Origin of the sequence: Streptomyces pseudovenezuelae, from assembly GCF_029892565.1 — a bacterium.
Lineage (GTDB): Bacteria > Actinomycetota > Actinomycetes > Streptomycetales > Streptomycetaceae > Streptomyces > Streptomyces pseudovenezuelae_A.
The window spans coordinates 432,757-447,793 of sequence record NZ_JARXVH010000002.1 but is presented as its reverse complement, the minus strand read 5'-3'; the positions used below and the strand labels follow the sequence as shown (position 1 = coordinate 447,793).

The following is a 15,037-nucleotide window of genomic DNA, read 5'->3' as shown; positions in this document are numbered from 1 at the left end:
GCCACCTTCGGCACCAGCAGCACCCAGAACCTCTCCCGCGAGGCCAGAAGCAACCGAAACCACTCCCATGTCAGCAGCCCCCGAAGGTTCTCCCGCGGCGCCAAACCTCGACGTTTCCGCCCTAACAAAGGCGAATGACAGCATTCGTATTGCGGCAAAGTGGCTGATCGGTAGCTCGGCAGCGGTCGGTGCGGCGCTACTCGCGGGAAGCCAGCTTTCAAACATCGGAAAGCTCGATTGGGGCTGGCGGCTGTGGGTAGCTATTGGAGGCGCCACAGTAGGACTCATCGCCGTTATCTGGGCAATCTGGCTCGCCACCCTCCTACTGATGCCTGTAACTGTAACTATCGATCGACTACAGGAACAGTGGAAAAAACCAACGAAAGAACTAAAGGCCGCGGTGGAGTTTCTGAAGAGGGAGCCGCGACAACTTGGCGAGTGGAAGTCACCAAAAGGATTGAAGAAGGCAGAGAAGGAAGCAAAGCAAGAGCTTCAAGATGCACAGGAACGTGGTGACGAGAAAGCGAAAGAAGTTTCCATAAGGACATTGACCAAGTTGAGAAGCTACCGAAGGTCAATCCAACAGGTAGCCCAACATAAAGCCCTGGAGGCCAGGTTCCACGATTCCTTGAGGTGGCTCGTCCTTGCCACCGGAATGGCTGCCTTGGGGATCGTATCGTTCGCTTGGGCATCGAACCCTCCAGCGCCCAAGACGCCGTCGGCGGACCTAGAAAACGCCAAGCTCGTCGGCGTCGATCTACGCGATGCGGAACTCAATGGCGCCAATTTGGACCACACCGACCTCACTAACGCGCTACTCACCGGGGCAGATCTCACCGACGCCTCCCTTACGGATGTAACTTGGAAGAACACCACGTGTCCGGACGGCGTGAATAGCAATAAGGCGGGAAATACCTGCGCCGGCCACCTCGGACCAAAGAGCTAAGGAGGTGATACAGATCGAACCCCGCCTAATCGGTAGGCGGAGAAAAATAGGGCAGGGAGGGAAGGCAGCTGGGAGATCCGTCGGGCCGTCGGGTTGTCAGGTGAGCAACATAGATGGGACCTCCGGGTCCGCGTCAGGCAGGCCGAGGTATTTTCGTACGGCCACGTTGTCCCCGGTGGCGTCCGCGAGGCGGGCTGCGGCTTCGAAGGCACGGGCCTGGATTCGCTCGATCTCCTCTTGGGCGTCGTCGATGGGATATCCGGCGTCGATCAGCATCCGCACGCCGGTCTCGACGGACAAGACCCCAGCACCGACGCCCTTGACCACCTCGTCGAGAACAGCGGCACGGTCGGTCGGTGTGTGTGGGCCCCACACTAGGCGCGCGGGCAACGACTCCCCCGCAGGCCAGCCCTCGGCCTGCCCGGCCAGGTGAAGGCGCTGCGCCATACGCAGCAGAACGACGTACTTGTGGGTGCGGGCCAGGCGCATGGCGGCGACTAGCGAGTCAAGCGGGCCCAGTGCGAGCTGTAGCGCGTACCCGGACGGCAGGGCGGTCGGGTCGAGGGTGCCGAGGCCGGCGGCGGTGAGACGGCTGTTCGCTGCGATACGGTCGAGGATGTGGTCGACGCGAGCACGGAGTTCGGCGAGTTGAGCCGACGTGTCGAGGACGTCCATGCGCCCGTTGTCGTTGAGCTGCCACACCGTCCCCGCCCGGACCTTTACCGGCAGCGGCTGTCCGGTGGCGCGGTCGATGGGCAACCGGGCTCCGGCCAGGCCAATGATCGGCGAGCCGGTGGTGGCCGACGCACCGGAGCCGTCGGTGTCCGTCGCGGACAGCTCGTCCAGGGCCTGGAGGACGGTGGCCACGGTCGGTTTCCCCCAGTGCTCTCCACTGGCCGGGATGCTGTTCGTGATGTGGACGACCGGTATGAAGTCCACCATCAGGTCGAGCTTGTCGAGGACTTCACCGTCCGAGCGGACTCGGTAGCGGGCCTTGTGCATAGGCAGGTCGTACAGCAGGTCGGCGTGCGTGAGGTCGTCCAGGTCCCATTCCGCGTCGGTGAGGAAGCACGTCCACGGTGAGGGCCGGTTGGGCGCCCACGGGTAGATGCGGGTGATGACGCCCGTGTCGGCGTTGCGTACGTGGCCCTTCACCAGGATCGGGTCGCCACTATCGGTGTAGAGGTACTCGCGTGCCGGGCTGCCGTCCTCCGACGCGCCGCGCCGACTGGCTGGACCGATCGGGCCGAGTTCGTAGGTGACGCGCCGCAGCCTCGTCTTGAGCCCGCGCCGTTTGTCTTCGGGCAGCTCCCACGCCAGGTGTACACGTGGCGGGAACTCGGCTCCGTCCTGCTCGCCATCCTCTGGCCACTCCGGGAAGTACAGGCCCGGATCCCAGGTGCGCAGCAGCGCACGGCCCTTCGCGGGATCCCAGGCCAGGGTGTAGACGGCGTCGCCCAGCAGGATCGCGGTTCGCTCGGCCTGCTGAAGGCGCAGCGGTAGCAGTTCCTTCTCCGCCCAGGACCTCAGCTTGTCCTGCACAGCCAACGCGGCAGCCGCTTCGGCGGTCGGCTCGTCGTTGGTGTGCTCCGCGCCCGCGACGCTGATGACCTGCTGGGAGCCGAGGAGGTAGCCGAGCGCGGTGTCGACCAGCTTGGAGGCGTCGCCGAGTTCCCTCCGCTCGATGCCTGCTTCGTCGTCGCCAGTCACGGCAGCGAACTGGCCGGCCTGGTTGGAGTCGTACGCGGCCAGGAGCCGGTAGGCGGCCAGGCGTCGCAGGTCCTCGTCTGGCACCCAGGATCGGGTAAGTTCCGCCCAGGTGTTACGGCCCGGTCGGCGCGGGTCGGCCATAGCTGGCTTGTAATCCAACCAGCTCCAGACGTCGGTGATCAGCTCGCGCAGGCCCACAGTGCCCCTCCAGGCAGTCGGCCCCGCGCCGCAAGATCAGCCTACGGCGTGAAGGCAGTCCTCCGAGCAGCCAACGCTTTGTTCGATGCGATCTACGCCGCGACACGCGCGGTCGACCGGCGAAGCACAGCCGAACTACGGGACCAAGTCGTCCAGGCGCTGACCGCGCGACGATTTCCTGCACTCCTCTGCAGGGCCCGGTCTTCGTCTCGCAGGGCCACGACATGCGGATCTGGCTCTCCCTCAACCTAAACAGCGTTCCGGACGCAGAACAGAAGGGACTGGCAGAGCGTGTTGTCACAGTGATGACTCGCACCGGAATGCGACTGACGTCCTCTACGTTCCCGGAGGCCGAGGACATCACTGAACGCATGGTCGCTGGCGAGCCTGTGCGTGTGGAGAGGAACGTCCTGTAGATCGGCAAGCCTCCAGCGAGGCCACCGGTGAAACTCAAGTCGCCCCATCACAAATCAACTGGACGGGAGTCCCAATTTGTCGAAGAACGCCCGGTTCCGCTCGGTGGCTGCGTTGACAAGACGGTCGAAGCTCATCACTTCGATGTAGGCCTTGTACGACTCGTTGAAGCCGAAGTAGCCCATCCCGTCGTGGGTGGGACGCAAGCCCGCGTACTTGCATCTGTTCTCCATCGTCGCCGTGAGATCGGCGATGACGTAGCAGAAAGCGGGTGGCTCCGGCGTCGAGGGGATCGGCCGCCCCGATGACGTCTTCACGCCGCCGGCGCGCACACGATTCACATACTCAAGGCATTGCTGGATCGGGTCTTTGCCCTCCGACGCGTCGTTACGCATCGGCCGTTTGATCTCGATCACGACGATGGACGGCAGCGGGAGCTTCTCGCCCTCCGCGGCCAGCACCGGAGTGTCGACGAGGCGAGTCGCGAACAGGTCGGGCTCCGTCGTCGATTCGGATCCGGTAGTGGGCATGCTCTTCAGCGTCTTGTCGGAGGCGAGGTAGTCGTGGAACGCAAGCCGCTCGTCGATGATCCAGAGATTTGAGGCGTCGGGGCCGAGCTCGTTGGAGTCGGTCCGCATAGGCATGAGCAGTGAGTGGATGGCGTCCTCCCTGCTGTACCTGCCCTGGTCGTCGGACCTGATCAGTTTGGCGAGGACGTCGAGCATCACTCGCCGGCGTGAGACGTACGCAGCCAGATCGGACTGATTTATGTCCTTCACCATGTCGGCGTACTGCTCAAGCCGTTCCGCGTAGTTCTCCGGCCGCACGGAGCCGACCTCGTTGAAGACGGCGTGGCCCTCGGCGAGCACGGCTGCTTCGAGCTTCTGCAGGTTGCCGTGCAACAACAGCTCAAGCTCCTGGTCCTTGATGGACGGATCCACGGTCACGCCGAGTGACTCGAGCCGGGACAGAACGGGCCGGTATCTTGGCGCACGTTTACTGACGAACTCGTTGACCCGATCCTTGCCCTCCTCGCGTGCCGCGCTGAGCGGGACGGCAAGGATCGTCTCGACTTCCTTCAGTACTCGGTCGCGGATGTCGTTCAGCGACACGTCTTCGGTCAGCGTCGCGCCGGGCACGCTCTCGGGGATGTCGAAGGCCGTGCGGTCGGCGCGGACGTGCTCGTCCAGGAATCTGGAAGACAGGTAACAAACATAGGTGAACTGGGCCGACGTCTCGTCTTTGAGTCTCCCGTAGAGTCCTGGCACCTTGCTCGTGAGGTTCTCCACCACCGCCACGCGGTTCGCGGCGCACCAGTACAGCCGTGGCGTGTGATTTCGCGTCGAGGACTTGAGGCACAGGTTGACCATGTCGAACTGCTCGCCCTTGACCTCGATTCTGGACGTCGGCATCGCGGAGTACACAAAGTCGTTCATGAGGTCGTCGAGGGAGACGGTTGTTTCACCATCGGTCACCGTAATCGCAGGAGCACTTCCTGGGCGGAGGAAGTACCAAATGCAATGCTCGAACATCTCTCGAGCGATAGCGTCGACGCCCTTCGGCGCGGTCTGCTGGAAGGGTTTTTTGAACCCGTCCAGACTCACGGTCGTGCCGACGATGTCGAGGCCGTCCTCCTCCACGCCCGGCTCGACTTCCCTCTGGACGGAGAAGCGGAACTGTCGTCCACGGATGTGTCCGGCGCCGTCGTCATAGGCGCTGCGGATGGTGACTCTGTCGAATGCCTTGAGCCAGAGCAGTCGTCCCACGCCACGGCAACCCATGTCGACCTTGTGGTCGCTGTCCAGCGTCTCGAACGACTTCATGTTCTCCGGGGTGAAGCCCACCCCGTTGTCTTCAACGCTGAAGCCAACGATGGGCTTGAGTGCCATGCGACCAGGACTGGCGGGGACGAGTTCGAGTTGCTCGTGCGGGCTGCGCTTGATTCTGACGGTCAAACGGCCACGCTCGACCTCGTTGCCGAATCGGGCATCGATCGCCTGAATGGCGTTCACGACGGCCTCAAGGAGCGGCAAGAGCGCATGGCTCTTCGGCAGGCTCGTGTTCCGGACCCGTCCAGCCAGCGACGTAGTCAGCGCCATGGTTTTCCTCCTCGCTCCGACGCCGCCGACCCTATCGGTGAGGAAGGTGGGGAGCATGCTCGGCGACGAAGATCCTCACGGAGTGACCTCCTCTTCGTCCTCGGCATCCGCAGCCGGATGATGACCCGGCGCGAGCCCACCGGCCGTTCGTCCAGGAAACTACGGACAGAGCCCATTTCAACCAGCCTCATCACCGGCGGCCATACCGTCATGGGCCGTTTCCTCTTGGGGCCGTTTCCGCTCGTACGTCTGCCCACGCCAGTTCAGCGGCGGCCGTCGAAGCGATCGTCATCGGTGTCGGTGGGCAAGGTGTCGAGCTGGTCTGGGTCGGCCAGTTCCGTCAGTCCGTGGACAGCGGCGTCCATGCGGTCCGGGCTGTCCATTCCCTCAACCCAGGTGACCATTTGCCCTTCCAGCTCGGGGTATTCGCCGACGTGGTGTACGAGCTGCTGTTCGTACAGCTGGGCCACGGGGGCGGCCCGCAGGCGTTTGCCGACCTTGGCGGTTACCTCCAGGATCATGGGCATCAGGAGCCCCTTGGTGACACCTTCGCGGCGCAGCTGCTCCCATGCCTGGGTGACGATCTGCCGCGCCATGTCGCCGCCGTAGTTCTTCTCGACCACGATCGCGTCGGCCTTGAGTTCGAGGGCGAGACGGCATGCGGCCAGGCCCCAGTCGTTGGCGCCCATCGATCCGGATCGGTCGGCCAGGACGTACAGCTGTCGGTCGAAGTCGCGGCCGACGCCGATGACGCCCGTCTCGTCGCCGACTGTGGACTCTCCGCCGGCGGGGTCGACGGCGACGATGATGCGCGCCATGTCGAGGCCGGAGAACTGGACGGCGTTGATGCGGGCGGTTTCGATCCACTCCCGCTTCCAGACGCCTCCCTCCGGCGGTCGGGGCTTCTGCAAGTAGAGGGCGGCCCAGACGCGTTCGCCGACTCGCTTGCGGGTCTTGGCGTGGTGGGTGACGTCGAAGCGTTCGGGCCACAGCGCATCGCCAGGAGCGCGGCCGAGCGGGTCGTCGGGACTGTCGGCGATGGCGGGCAGGTCAATGACCCGCCAGGCGTCGCGCTCGGTGGCGAGGATGCGTCCGGCGAGGTCGTCTTCGTGCCACCGGGTCTGGATGAGGCAGATGGCGCCGACGGGTTCGAGTCGGGTCTGCAGTACCGAAGTCCACCAGTCCCAGGCGCGCTTGCGCATGGTGGGGCTGTCGGCGTCGGCCATGTCCTTGACCGGGTCGTCGACGATGGCGATGTGTGCGCCGCGTCCGGTGAGGCCGCCGCCGATACCGGCCGCGAGGAGGCCGCCTTCACCGCCGACGATGTCGAAGCGGTTGGCGGCCTGGCTGCCTGCCTTGAGCTGGATGCCGAGGTCGTCGCTCCAGGTGTTAATGGCGTCCCTGATCCACCGGCCGTGGTCGTCGGCCAGGTCGGCGGAGTAGCTGGCGATCATCATGCGGTGGCCGGGGTTGCGCCGCAGGTACCAGAGGGGCGCCCAGCGGGAGGCGCGTCGGCTCTTGCCGTGCCGCGGGGGCATGGTCAACATCACCCGGTCGCAGCGGCCTGCGGCCATGTCGATGAATGCCTGGTCGATGAGATCCAGGTGCGGGGCCTGCATCTCGCGCCCGCCGGTAAGGACGGCGGCGAGCGCGCCTGGCGAGTGGTCCATGACGAGTTGGCGTTCGACGCGCACCAACTCAGTGCGCAGCGTGGGAGATGCGGCCCGTGCGATAGTGCGGCGCTGCGCCGGCGGAAGGGTCTTGTAGTGGGCTATGACGCTTTCGTGGTCGCGCGGGGTCATTCGCCGTCCGGATCGGTGAGCGCGATCAGGGCGTCGAGTTCGTCGACGGTCACGTTCTCGACCTGGACCGGTCCGCCGTCCGGGCCGGACAGTTCCGCACGAACGGGCATGTCGAGGCCAAGCAGCCGTGCGCGGCGCTCCATGATCCGCAGGGTGCGGTCGATGGCGCTGAGGTCCTGGTCCCGGACGGCCTTCTTGTAGGCGACGAAGAAGAGCCGGTCGAGTCGGTCGGCTTCCAGCGCGCGCAACTCGTCCACGTCGTCGTTGAGTTCGGCGCGGCGGTCGGCGAGCGCGGTGCGAACGTCCCGGCAAGCAGCGTGAATCAGGGCCTCGTTGGTGGGCGGGTCCTGGTTCTTGCGGTACCGCTCGACTCCGTAGCCCTGTGGGTAGGCGATCCCGTCAGAGTTGACGGTCGGGTCGGCGGCAAGCTTGCGGGCGATCGTCAACCAGTCCACACCGGCGAGGCGTAGATCGATGGCGTCCGAGCGGCGGCGCGCGATGGCCGCACGCGCGGCTTTGTCGGGGCGTCCCACGGCGGGGGTCCTTCACAGCTCGGGTGCGCCCCCGCGCCCGAGTCCATGATCCCACTTCGTTACGGCTGCCCTGGTTCCATGGCGTCCAGCGGGGTGGTTCGCCTTGCCCGATGGGTAGTCTGGTTGACCAGTCGACTTGCCCAATCCTGATAGGTGGCGCTCATGGCGTACGAAGTGGATGCGCCCAAATACGTACGCCTCGCGCAGACGGTCCAACGCCGCATCGAGGCTGGCAAGTATCCGCCCGGCACGAGGGTGCCTAGCGAGAATCAGCTGGTCCAGGAATTCGGCATGTCCCGCCCAACGGTCGTGCGAGCACTTGAACTACTCAAACGCGATGGCTGGCTGGAGTCCCGTCAGGGATACGGAACCATCGTGCGAGGGCGGCCGACCGCCATCGAGGGACGTGGCCGTCGGGGGCAGGAAACCCTGGCGCGCAACGAGTCACAGGCCGCGGGGCGACTGGTTGCCGTTGACCGGGTACGGGCTCCAGCACGCGTTGCCTTGGCACTGGAACTGCCGGAGCAGACTGACGTGTTGCTGCGGCGTTTCCTGGTTGAGGAGGGCGGGGAAGCCGCTGAGCTGGTCTCGTCGTACTTCCCGACCAGACTCGCCGACGGAACGGACTTGGTGAACGCCGAGCCAATGCATAGGGGGCTTCGTGAGTACCTTGAGGCCCGTCTGAAGGTGCGCCTCGACCATGTGATTGAGCGGATCTCGACTCGGTTGCCCGATACCAGTGAGGCCGAGCTTCTCGGCCTGTCTGTCACCACGCCCGCCCTCAACGTTCTGGTCATTGCCCAGGATGCATCGGGGCAAGCGTTGCAGGTATCTGATCTGCTTTTTCCTGCCCATAGGCAGGAGCTTGAGCAAACTTATCAGCTGGACTGAGCCACGCAAGCGCGGCTCGGCAACGCCGTTCCGCCGTCCCGCTGGTTCCAACTGTCCAGCCAAGCAACAGAGTTGTGCACTCAGGGCTGCGGAGTCAGCCGCTGCTGACAGCCACCCATGAGGCCCTTTGAGCCGGACGGCGGTTCTCCGAGTCCTCCACCGTCGCGCGTGCACTTGCGCGACCAACGGCCGATGAGCCCACCTCGATGATCGTTTCATGGCCTCCGTCCATCACATTCAACTCGCCACAATCAAGGTCGTACCGGCTCCAGGCGTGACACCCTGAACGAACACAGGGGAGGCGAACTGCCAGTGGGCGCATGGGTCGCGATGTCGTGGGGCCTTCTCGGGTCAGCCCTGCTGGAGATATGGCAGCTTTGGCTGGCGATCAAACGGTTGAAAGGACTCCCTTGGCGGATGGAGGGGGAACCGGAAGCCGACGCGTACGCCGTGTCAGTGATCTTGAGGCTGGTGCTAGGTGCCGGTGTCGCGTTAGCTCTCGGTGCGGCCGGACAGGTGGCCGGTCCCCTCGCTGGTGTCATCGTCGGAGCAGGAGCCCCGAAGATTCTTGAGCAGTTGGCGAGTCGGGCGAGTTTGGATCTTCCACAGAAAGATGATTCACCGATCTCAACCGAGAGGAGCGAATCAAGCCCATGACGTCCTCTGAGAGCTTCCCGAAGCAGCTAGCTTCAGCGATAGCCCGTAATACGCCAGCCTTTCGGACGAGCAATTCAATCCTTCTGGATCGCGTCCGTCAGATGTTTGCGCCCCGAATTCATCAACAGGGATTCATGCCAGTCGGTGCCCTTACCGCGCACACGACTGGAATGCCTCGCCTACTGAAGAGGCTAGGGGCCTCCATCTTCCTTGTACTGATGATCCCCGCTCTGCTGATCTTTCCATTTCTACCCGAAAGCGCCGAAAGAGCAATGCTGCGCGCCCTGAGGGACTATTTGAATACTCTCGAATCACTCAAAACCGAAAGGACTACACAGTCCCCTCCTGAACAATCCGAAGCATAATGAACCCCTAGATTTGGCATGTTCGATAGCCTGCTGGCATGGGAATCGTTGAGCGGCCGGTGCCGGATGAACCGTGGGAGCCCTTCCAGCGCCCGTGGTCCCGGAAGCGCCAACACGAGTCACCAAACAAGACACGACACCCGCTGCGGCCCCTACTTCAAGCCCCAGCGCCTTCATGCTGACAAGGCGTACGACCGGGCCGACCTACGGAAATGGCTGAGTGGCAGGCGGATCGGAGGGCGTATCGCTGGCAGCTGTCCGGCTACCGCAGACTCAACCCCCGCCACGAGCGCCATCCTCGCAACTACCTGGCACTTCTCGGACTTGCTGCCGCCCTCTGCCGCTATAAGTGCCTCGTCCACCTCTCCACGTAGGCACGTTCTAACAAGCGACACTGGGGTTGCACTTGAGTCCATGACCCCACTCCGCAACGTTCTAGTTGCGTGGCAGTGGAGTCGACGATTCCCACCCCCGACGCGCACCCGTCAGCTACCGTGGTCTTGGAAGTGGGGCCCGACGGGCAGTTACGTACTGACCGTCGTCGTGCCCAAGCTGGCGATCCAACGAGCGGATCCGGTGACCTGCTCGGTCCATCGACAGCCGTATTGCCTTGGCAGGCTTCACTTCTCCACACGCACTCGAAACCCTGGCGGAACTGCAAGACCTGAGTTTCAATCGCCGGCACGAAACTCAGTTCAGCCATTGACCATGGCCGAACTGAGTGTGCCCGCGCACAGTTCGGCCCGTTGAAAGGGAAGTCGAACGGTGGACTCAACCCTCACCCTGTGGATCTTGGCCTGGGCCGGAGTGCTCTCCGTCGTCATCTTCGTAGCCAAAGGGCTCCTCGACCAGCTACCGCCTCTCGTCGATTCATGGCGGGCGCTGGTTCGTACCGTGCGCGGCGAGGAGACGACCGGGGCGGCGGATGAGGCCAGGCGAGACCAGGAGACGGCAGTGGGGCCAGACGGTGTTCGCCCGACCCCACCAGCATCACATCAGTGACATCTGCTCGCCCTCGCCGGGCCGCTTGGGCGGCATGTACTCGGGTGGCGCGTCGGGGGCGTTTCGCTCAGTGCGCAGCCACCAGGCGAACTGGTAGTTGCGGCAGGTCCGGTAGCGGACCGACTTCCGGCGCGGCTCGCTCTCGGGGATGTTGTGCTCGCCCCATCCGGTGATGGGGCGAGCGTTCTCCAGGTGCACATACAGGCCCGGCACCAGGGCGGGCCCCTCCCACTGCTCTCCAGGTGCGCCCTCGAAGGCAAGGTGCGCATTGTCGCTCCACTTCCACGGGTTGGGCAGCGCGCACAGATACCAGGCCAAGGGCGGGTTGCGCTCGGGGAGTTCGATCGTCTGGTGCCGGCGGCTGACGTCGAACCGGGGACGGTCGGGCTGGCCGAAGCTGCGCAGGCAGTGTTGGTCGAGGGCTACATGCCGCACTCCTGCCAGCCACATGATGTGGTACCGAGTTCGCGATTCAATTTGGACCTGTATTCGCTGCGACATCCGTTCCCCATTTGCCCGATTCAATTGGCAAGAGATTCATTTCTCCCTACTACCAATTTTATCAAATTTCCCACCAATTCCAGATGCCTGTCATGCCGGAATCCATTCGGGTAAGGCATATTGAATTCCTCTTCGAATGCCCTCTCGTATTCCTCCTTGGGGAGCACGATGGGGCGGCGACAGGTGGCCTTGATGTTCGAGCCGCTGAGGTCGGTGACCTTCACGTCCTCGAAGTAGCGGCGGAGCAGCGGCTCCAGGGTCTCGGGGGTATGGAAACGCAGCTTCTGCCACTTCCCCTTGACGAAGTTCATCTCGACGTTGTCCTCGTCGAGGAAGCTCATCTTGGTGGTGGCGGTCCGGGAGGTGACCCGCTTGGCCTGCTCGTCCCGGAGTTCACGGGCCAGGTTGCGCGTGCCGAGGCACACGACCCCGTCCGCCGAGCAGAGGGCGTTGACGGTGGTCATCACCCAGTGCTGGTAGTCGAGGGTGGTGGTGGCGTTGATGACGGAGTCTAGGACCACCACGTCGTACAGGCCGTTGGTCTGGATGTCCTTGTCGATGTCGCGGATCATGCCGACGACGGCGCGGATGTCGACGGCGTACGAGCCGTCCCGGCAGCGGTAAGGCTCGTAGTCGTGGATGTTGAAGCCCTTGGCGCGCAGGTGCTTGGCGTAGTCGCCGTACCCAGCGCCGAAGTCCACGACCCGGTGGGTGGGCTTGAGCCAGGGCGTGACCAACTGGTCCCAGGTCTCGGAGCCGTAGGCGAGCTTTCCGGCCTTGGCCTTGGAGGAGAACTTGCGGAGCCTCTTGGGCTGCACGATGTGCTGGTTCCACACCGGGGCCTTGCTCTCGATGGCGGTCCAGTCGTAGACGCCGTACTCGCCGGTGAGGTCGGCGTGGAGCTGGGCGGCGTCGGCCGACGTGACGGTCCAGGCGAGGAGGTCGAAGCGGTTGATGGAGGCGACGACGGCGTATTCGGCGTTGAGGACGATGCGGCCCTGGTCGTCGATGACGACGCTCCCCCACGGGCCGTGGCCGGCGGTCATGTGCCCGATGGCGTTGACGAAGGACAGGTTTTTTCGTTCCGCGACCCGGATGGACTGCCATGGAATCCACGACCAGGCGCCGATGACGCCGGGCTCGGCGTATACGACACTGGCCTCCGTCTCGACTCGGTTGTGCAGCAGGTTGAACTGGATCTCGTCCTGCAACCTGACCTTCGTGCCCAGCATGACCGCGGGCGTGTGCGTCAGGCCGATGGCCTGGAGGCCCTTGGTTCTCTGGTGGCCCGCGACCAGCGTGCCGTCGGCGTTGAGGATGACGGGCTTCACAACACCGTGGCGGCGCAGCGACGCCTGAAGCCTGACGAACGCCTCCTCGCTGAGGCGGCGCGGGTTGTAGTCGGCGGGGCGAAGCCGGTCGAGCGGGTACGCCTCATAGAACGTCGTGGTGGGCGCGCTGCTCATGCCACCTCGCCCTCCTCGTGGGCCTGCTGCAAGACGTGCCAGCCGAAGCCGAGGTCGCTGTTGGTGTCGTCCACGAACTTCGTGTAGATGGCGTTGAGGGCTTCGACCTCTTCGGAGGTGATCCGGACCCGCTTGGACTCCCACTGGAGGTAGCCCCACTGGAGGTAGTCGACGGTGGCTGCGGCACCGGTGCCCGCACCGTCGGAGGTGAGTTCCAGCGTCTCGGGCAGGGAGGTGTCGTCGAGGAGCCGGTCTACGCTCTCGCGGTCGTAGCCGGTACCGGCCAGGTCCGGGATCTCGGAAAGGATCTCGGCCAGGAGCACGCTGTCGTATCCGGCGAGGTCGTTGGTCCGGTTGTCGACGATGACGATGCGGGCCGCCGCGTCGTCGTCGACGTCGACCCAGGTGACGGCGATCCGCTCCCAGCCGAGCTGCTGGGCAGCCGCGTGCGTGTGGTTGCCTGCCAGGATCTCGTTGTGGCGGCCCGTGTGGGTGCCCTTGTTGACGACGATCGCGCGGTACTGGCCGTTGACGGTCAGCGATTCGGCGATCGAGGGGAGGTCACCGTTGCGGGGGTTCCGGTAGTACGGAACGAGGTCCTCTGTGGGGACGGCGAGCGGCAGGAGCAGTTCGGGGATGTTGGCGGGCGTCGAGGTCACTGGGCGTCCCTTGTGTAGGCCGTTCCCCGCGCCCTACAGCTAGTTCAGACTAGACGATCACGCCGAGCCGGGGCGGGGGTTCAGTCGGTCCGTTAGTCGCCGACCGCCCACGCATCGCTGAACGTGGTGGATGGCGGCGGCCACCAGCCCGCAGGCGGGGAAGGCCAAGAGGCTGGCGAGAAGGACTCCGCCGCCGCCGAGCTGCACCCAAAACGCCCCTGCGACGACCCAGGCGGCAACGGCGATGGCCGCCATGAGAGGACGGCCATCGCGTCGGCGAGAAGGCGCAGAAGGGTGTGCATTACCGGTTGTTGCAGCCACAGATGCCGGTAGGCAGGCACCAGGAGTCACAGGATCGGCACCACACCGCACCGGGTACGGGAGGTGTCCGGCGCTCCGACTCTGCGGGCGGTGCCTGCTTGGCGGTCATGCTCCATGTCGCCTTCGTCATCGGGGAGATGCGGCTGCTTCGAGTTCCGTGAGGTGCCGGGTCGTGTCTGGATCGGGGTCTGCTGGTACTTCGAGGCCCGGGTCACGTTCAGCGAGGGCCCTGATCGGTGTCCCGTCCCGCTCGACGAGGAGACGTTCGTACAGCTCGCGTTCTTCTGGGTGCCCAGCGAAGTCCTCTGTGTTCATGGCGCTCCTGAGTGCACGGGGACCCGCCCCCGGCGTGAGGCGAGGGCGGGTCCGGTCGTGATTGTGGATCTTGGCGGCGCTCCGGTGGCTCCGCTCAGGTGCGGGGCCGGTGCCTGGCGGGTAGGGCGCGGGGGATTGGCCACCCGCCAGGCACCGAAGGGGAGTGCCGCATGCCACGGCACGCTGGTGAGCCGGTTTCTCGACTGAGGCCGCCCCTACCAACGAGATAGAACGTATCACGCATCAGTGTTGGGATCTATTTTCAGGCGTGGCGCAGCTCCGCACTCGAACCCGTCGAGCGGCGCCGTGCCGTGAACCGTCGGCGAGTCGGTGAACAACAGCTCCTACTGGGCCACTGCGGGTCTTGGGGTGAAGTCCTCGGGCCTAGGCGCCTGGGGGTTGAACAGAGAGGGCGGTGCAGGCTCTCGGACCGGGATGACGGCAACCACCGTGGACACGCCGCCCGGGAACGCGTCGTCGGGCAGTTCCGTGATCGCCCCTCGCGCCTCCCGGACTCGTGCCCGGAAGTCCTTGGCCTTGCGGTCGCTCCGGTACGGGAGGCTGCCGTACATGACGGCCACGACCAGGCCGCCCGGCTGCACGAAGCGCAACGCCCGCTGGACGTGCCGGATGTCCTGCCGGTCAGCGAACGGCGGGTTCATGATGACCCGTTGGTAGCGGCGCTGCATCTTCACGCTGAAGAAATCGGCGGCCGTGACCTCACGGGCGTATCCGCCGGCGCGGATGTGCTCGGCGCGAGCGGTGTCGAGTTCGATGCAGTCGACCACGGCGCCGCGGGCAGCTGCGGCCTTGGCGATGTCGCCGCGTCCGGCCGACGGCTCCAACACCTCGCAACCGGCGGTGAGTTCGGCCAGGTCCAGGAGCTGTTCGACAAGGGGCTTCGGCGTGGGGAAGTACCCGCGGTCGACGTCGGTGATCACCTCGCCCGTGGCGAGCAGCCCCGCGATGGCATCGGCAGCGGCGAAGGGGAAGAGGTGGGCGCGCTGGTAGCGGTTCCAGGTGCCGCCGACCGCCTGAAGGGCCAGGTTGACCCGGTCGTACAGTTTCCGGTCGAGCGTGCCGTTGAGACGGAGCGTCAGGCCGTCGACCGTGGCGGAGCGGATGACCTTGAGAACGTCGGTATCTATCTTCACGGTC

The 15,037-nt window shown here is 64.9% G+C and carries 11 protein-coding genes and 1 pseudogene; 3 read left to right on the top strand and 9 right to left on the bottom strand.

The features are described from left to right. The first annotated feature begins 67 nt into the window (after positions 1–67). On the top strand, positions 68–946 hold the full coding sequence (locus tag M2283_RS06740; protein ID WP_280875148.1) for a pentapeptide repeat-containing protein: 879 nt from the start codon (positions 68–70) through the stop codon (positions 944–946). 96 nt (positions 947–1,042) lie between these two features. Here the strand turns inward: M2283_RS06740 and M2283_RS06735 are convergent, their stop codons facing one another. The 4 genes from M2283_RS06735 to M2283_RS06720 all read right to left on the bottom strand — a co-directional run bounded on the left by M2283_RS06735 (position 1,043) and on the right by M2283_RS06720 (position 7,702). Further along, positions 1,043–2,740, bottom strand: coding sequence for a hypothetical protein (locus tag M2283_RS06735; protein ID WP_280875147.1), 1,698 nt, complete (start codon positions 2,738–2,740; stop codon positions 1,043–1,045). A gap of 584 nt (positions 2,741–3,324) precedes the next feature. Then, positions 3,325–5,367 carry an ATP-binding protein gene (locus M2283_RS06730; RefSeq protein ID WP_280875146.1) on the bottom strand — a complete coding sequence of 681 codons (2,043 nt, stop codon included), beginning with the start codon at positions 5,365–5,367 and terminating at the stop codon, positions 3,325–3,327. 263 nt (positions 5,368–5,630) lie between these two features. Beyond that, entirely contained in the window at positions 5,631–7,169 is a 1,539-nt protein-coding gene (locus M2283_RS06725; protein WP_280875145.1) for a terminase large subunit domain-containing protein, read from the bottom strand. Beyond that, positions 7,166–7,702, bottom strand: a complete 537-nt coding sequence (locus tag M2283_RS06720; RefSeq protein WP_280875144.1) for a hypothetical protein — start codon at positions 7,700–7,702, stop codon at positions 7,166–7,168. Before M2283_RS06720 ends, M2283_RS06725 begins: the two co-directional genes overlap by 4 nt. Before the next feature lie 162 nt (positions 7,703–7,864). Here M2283_RS06720 and M2283_RS06715 point away from each other — a divergent pair, with 162 nt between their 5' ends. Continuing rightward, positions 7,865–8,593, top strand: a complete 729-nt coding sequence (locus M2283_RS06715) for a GntR family transcriptional regulator (protein WP_280875142.1) — start codon at positions 7,865–7,867, stop codon at positions 8,591–8,593. Positions 8,594–9,681: 1,088 nt separating this feature from the next. After that, positions 9,682–9,989: pseudogene (locus tag M2283_RS06710) on the top strand (IS5/IS1182 family transposase); the annotation flags it as partial. Between the two features lie 616 nt (positions 9,990–10,605). On the opposite strand, the gene M2283_RS06705 reads toward M2283_RS06710, so the two are convergent. The 5 genes from M2283_RS06705 to M2283_RS06685 form a co-directional block, all read right to left on the bottom strand. After that, entirely contained in the window at positions 10,606–11,067 is a 462-nt protein-coding gene (locus M2283_RS06705; protein WP_280875141.1) for a hypothetical protein, read from the bottom strand. A 71-nt stretch (positions 11,068–11,138) separates the two neighbouring features. Then, on the bottom strand, positions 11,139–12,584 hold the full coding sequence (locus M2283_RS06700) for a ParB N-terminal domain-containing protein (RefSeq protein ID WP_280875140.1): 1,446 nt from the start codon (positions 12,582–12,584) through the stop codon (positions 11,139–11,141). Further along, complete coding sequence (locus M2283_RS06695) at positions 12,581–13,243, bottom strand: ParB/RepB/Spo0J family partition protein (RefSeq protein WP_280875139.1); 663 nt, start codon at positions 13,241–13,243, stop codon at positions 12,581–12,583. The genes M2283_RS06700 and M2283_RS06695 overlap by 4 nt, the downstream gene beginning before the upstream one ends. 447 nt (positions 13,244–13,690) lie before the next feature. Then, positions 13,691–13,879: a hypothetical protein gene (locus tag M2283_RS06690; RefSeq protein ID WP_280875137.1), complete on the bottom strand. Its 189-nt coding sequence runs from the start codon at positions 13,877–13,879 to the stop codon at positions 13,691–13,693. 344 nt (positions 13,880–14,223) lie between these two features. After that, complete coding sequence (locus tag M2283_RS06685) at positions 14,224–15,033, bottom strand: class I SAM-dependent methyltransferase (protein WP_280875136.1); 810 nt, start codon at positions 15,031–15,033, stop codon at positions 14,224–14,226. Positions 15,034–15,037: the final 4 nt, after the last annotated feature.

Excerpts from the sequence above, each read along its gene's own strand:
- M2283_RS06740 (WP_280875148.1), top strand. The coding sequence starts at position 68 with ATGTCAGCAGCCCCCGAAGGTTCTCCCGCGGCGCCAAACCTCGACGTT.
- M2283_RS06730 (WP_280875146.1), bottom strand. The coding sequence starts at position 5,367 with ATGGCGCTGACTACGTCGCTGGCTGGACGGGTCCGGAACACGAGCCTG.
- M2283_RS06725 (WP_280875145.1), bottom strand. The coding sequence starts at position 7,169 with ATGACCCCGCGCGACCACGAAAGCGTCATAGCCCACTACAAGACCCTT.
- M2283_RS06715 (WP_280875142.1), top strand. The coding sequence starts at position 7,865 with ATGGCGTACGAAGTGGATGCGCCCAAATACGTACGCCTCGCGCAGACG.
- M2283_RS06705 (WP_280875141.1), bottom strand. The coding sequence starts at position 11,067 with ATGTGGCTGGCAGGAGTGCGGCATGTAGCCCTCGACCAACACTGCCTG.
- M2283_RS06700 (WP_280875140.1), bottom strand. The coding sequence starts at position 12,584 with ATGAGCAGCGCGCCCACCACGACGTTCTATGAGGCGTACCCGCTCGAC.
- M2283_RS06690 (WP_280875137.1), bottom strand. The coding sequence starts at position 13,879 with ATGAACACAGAGGACTTCGCTGGGCACCCAGAAGAACGCGAGCTGTAC.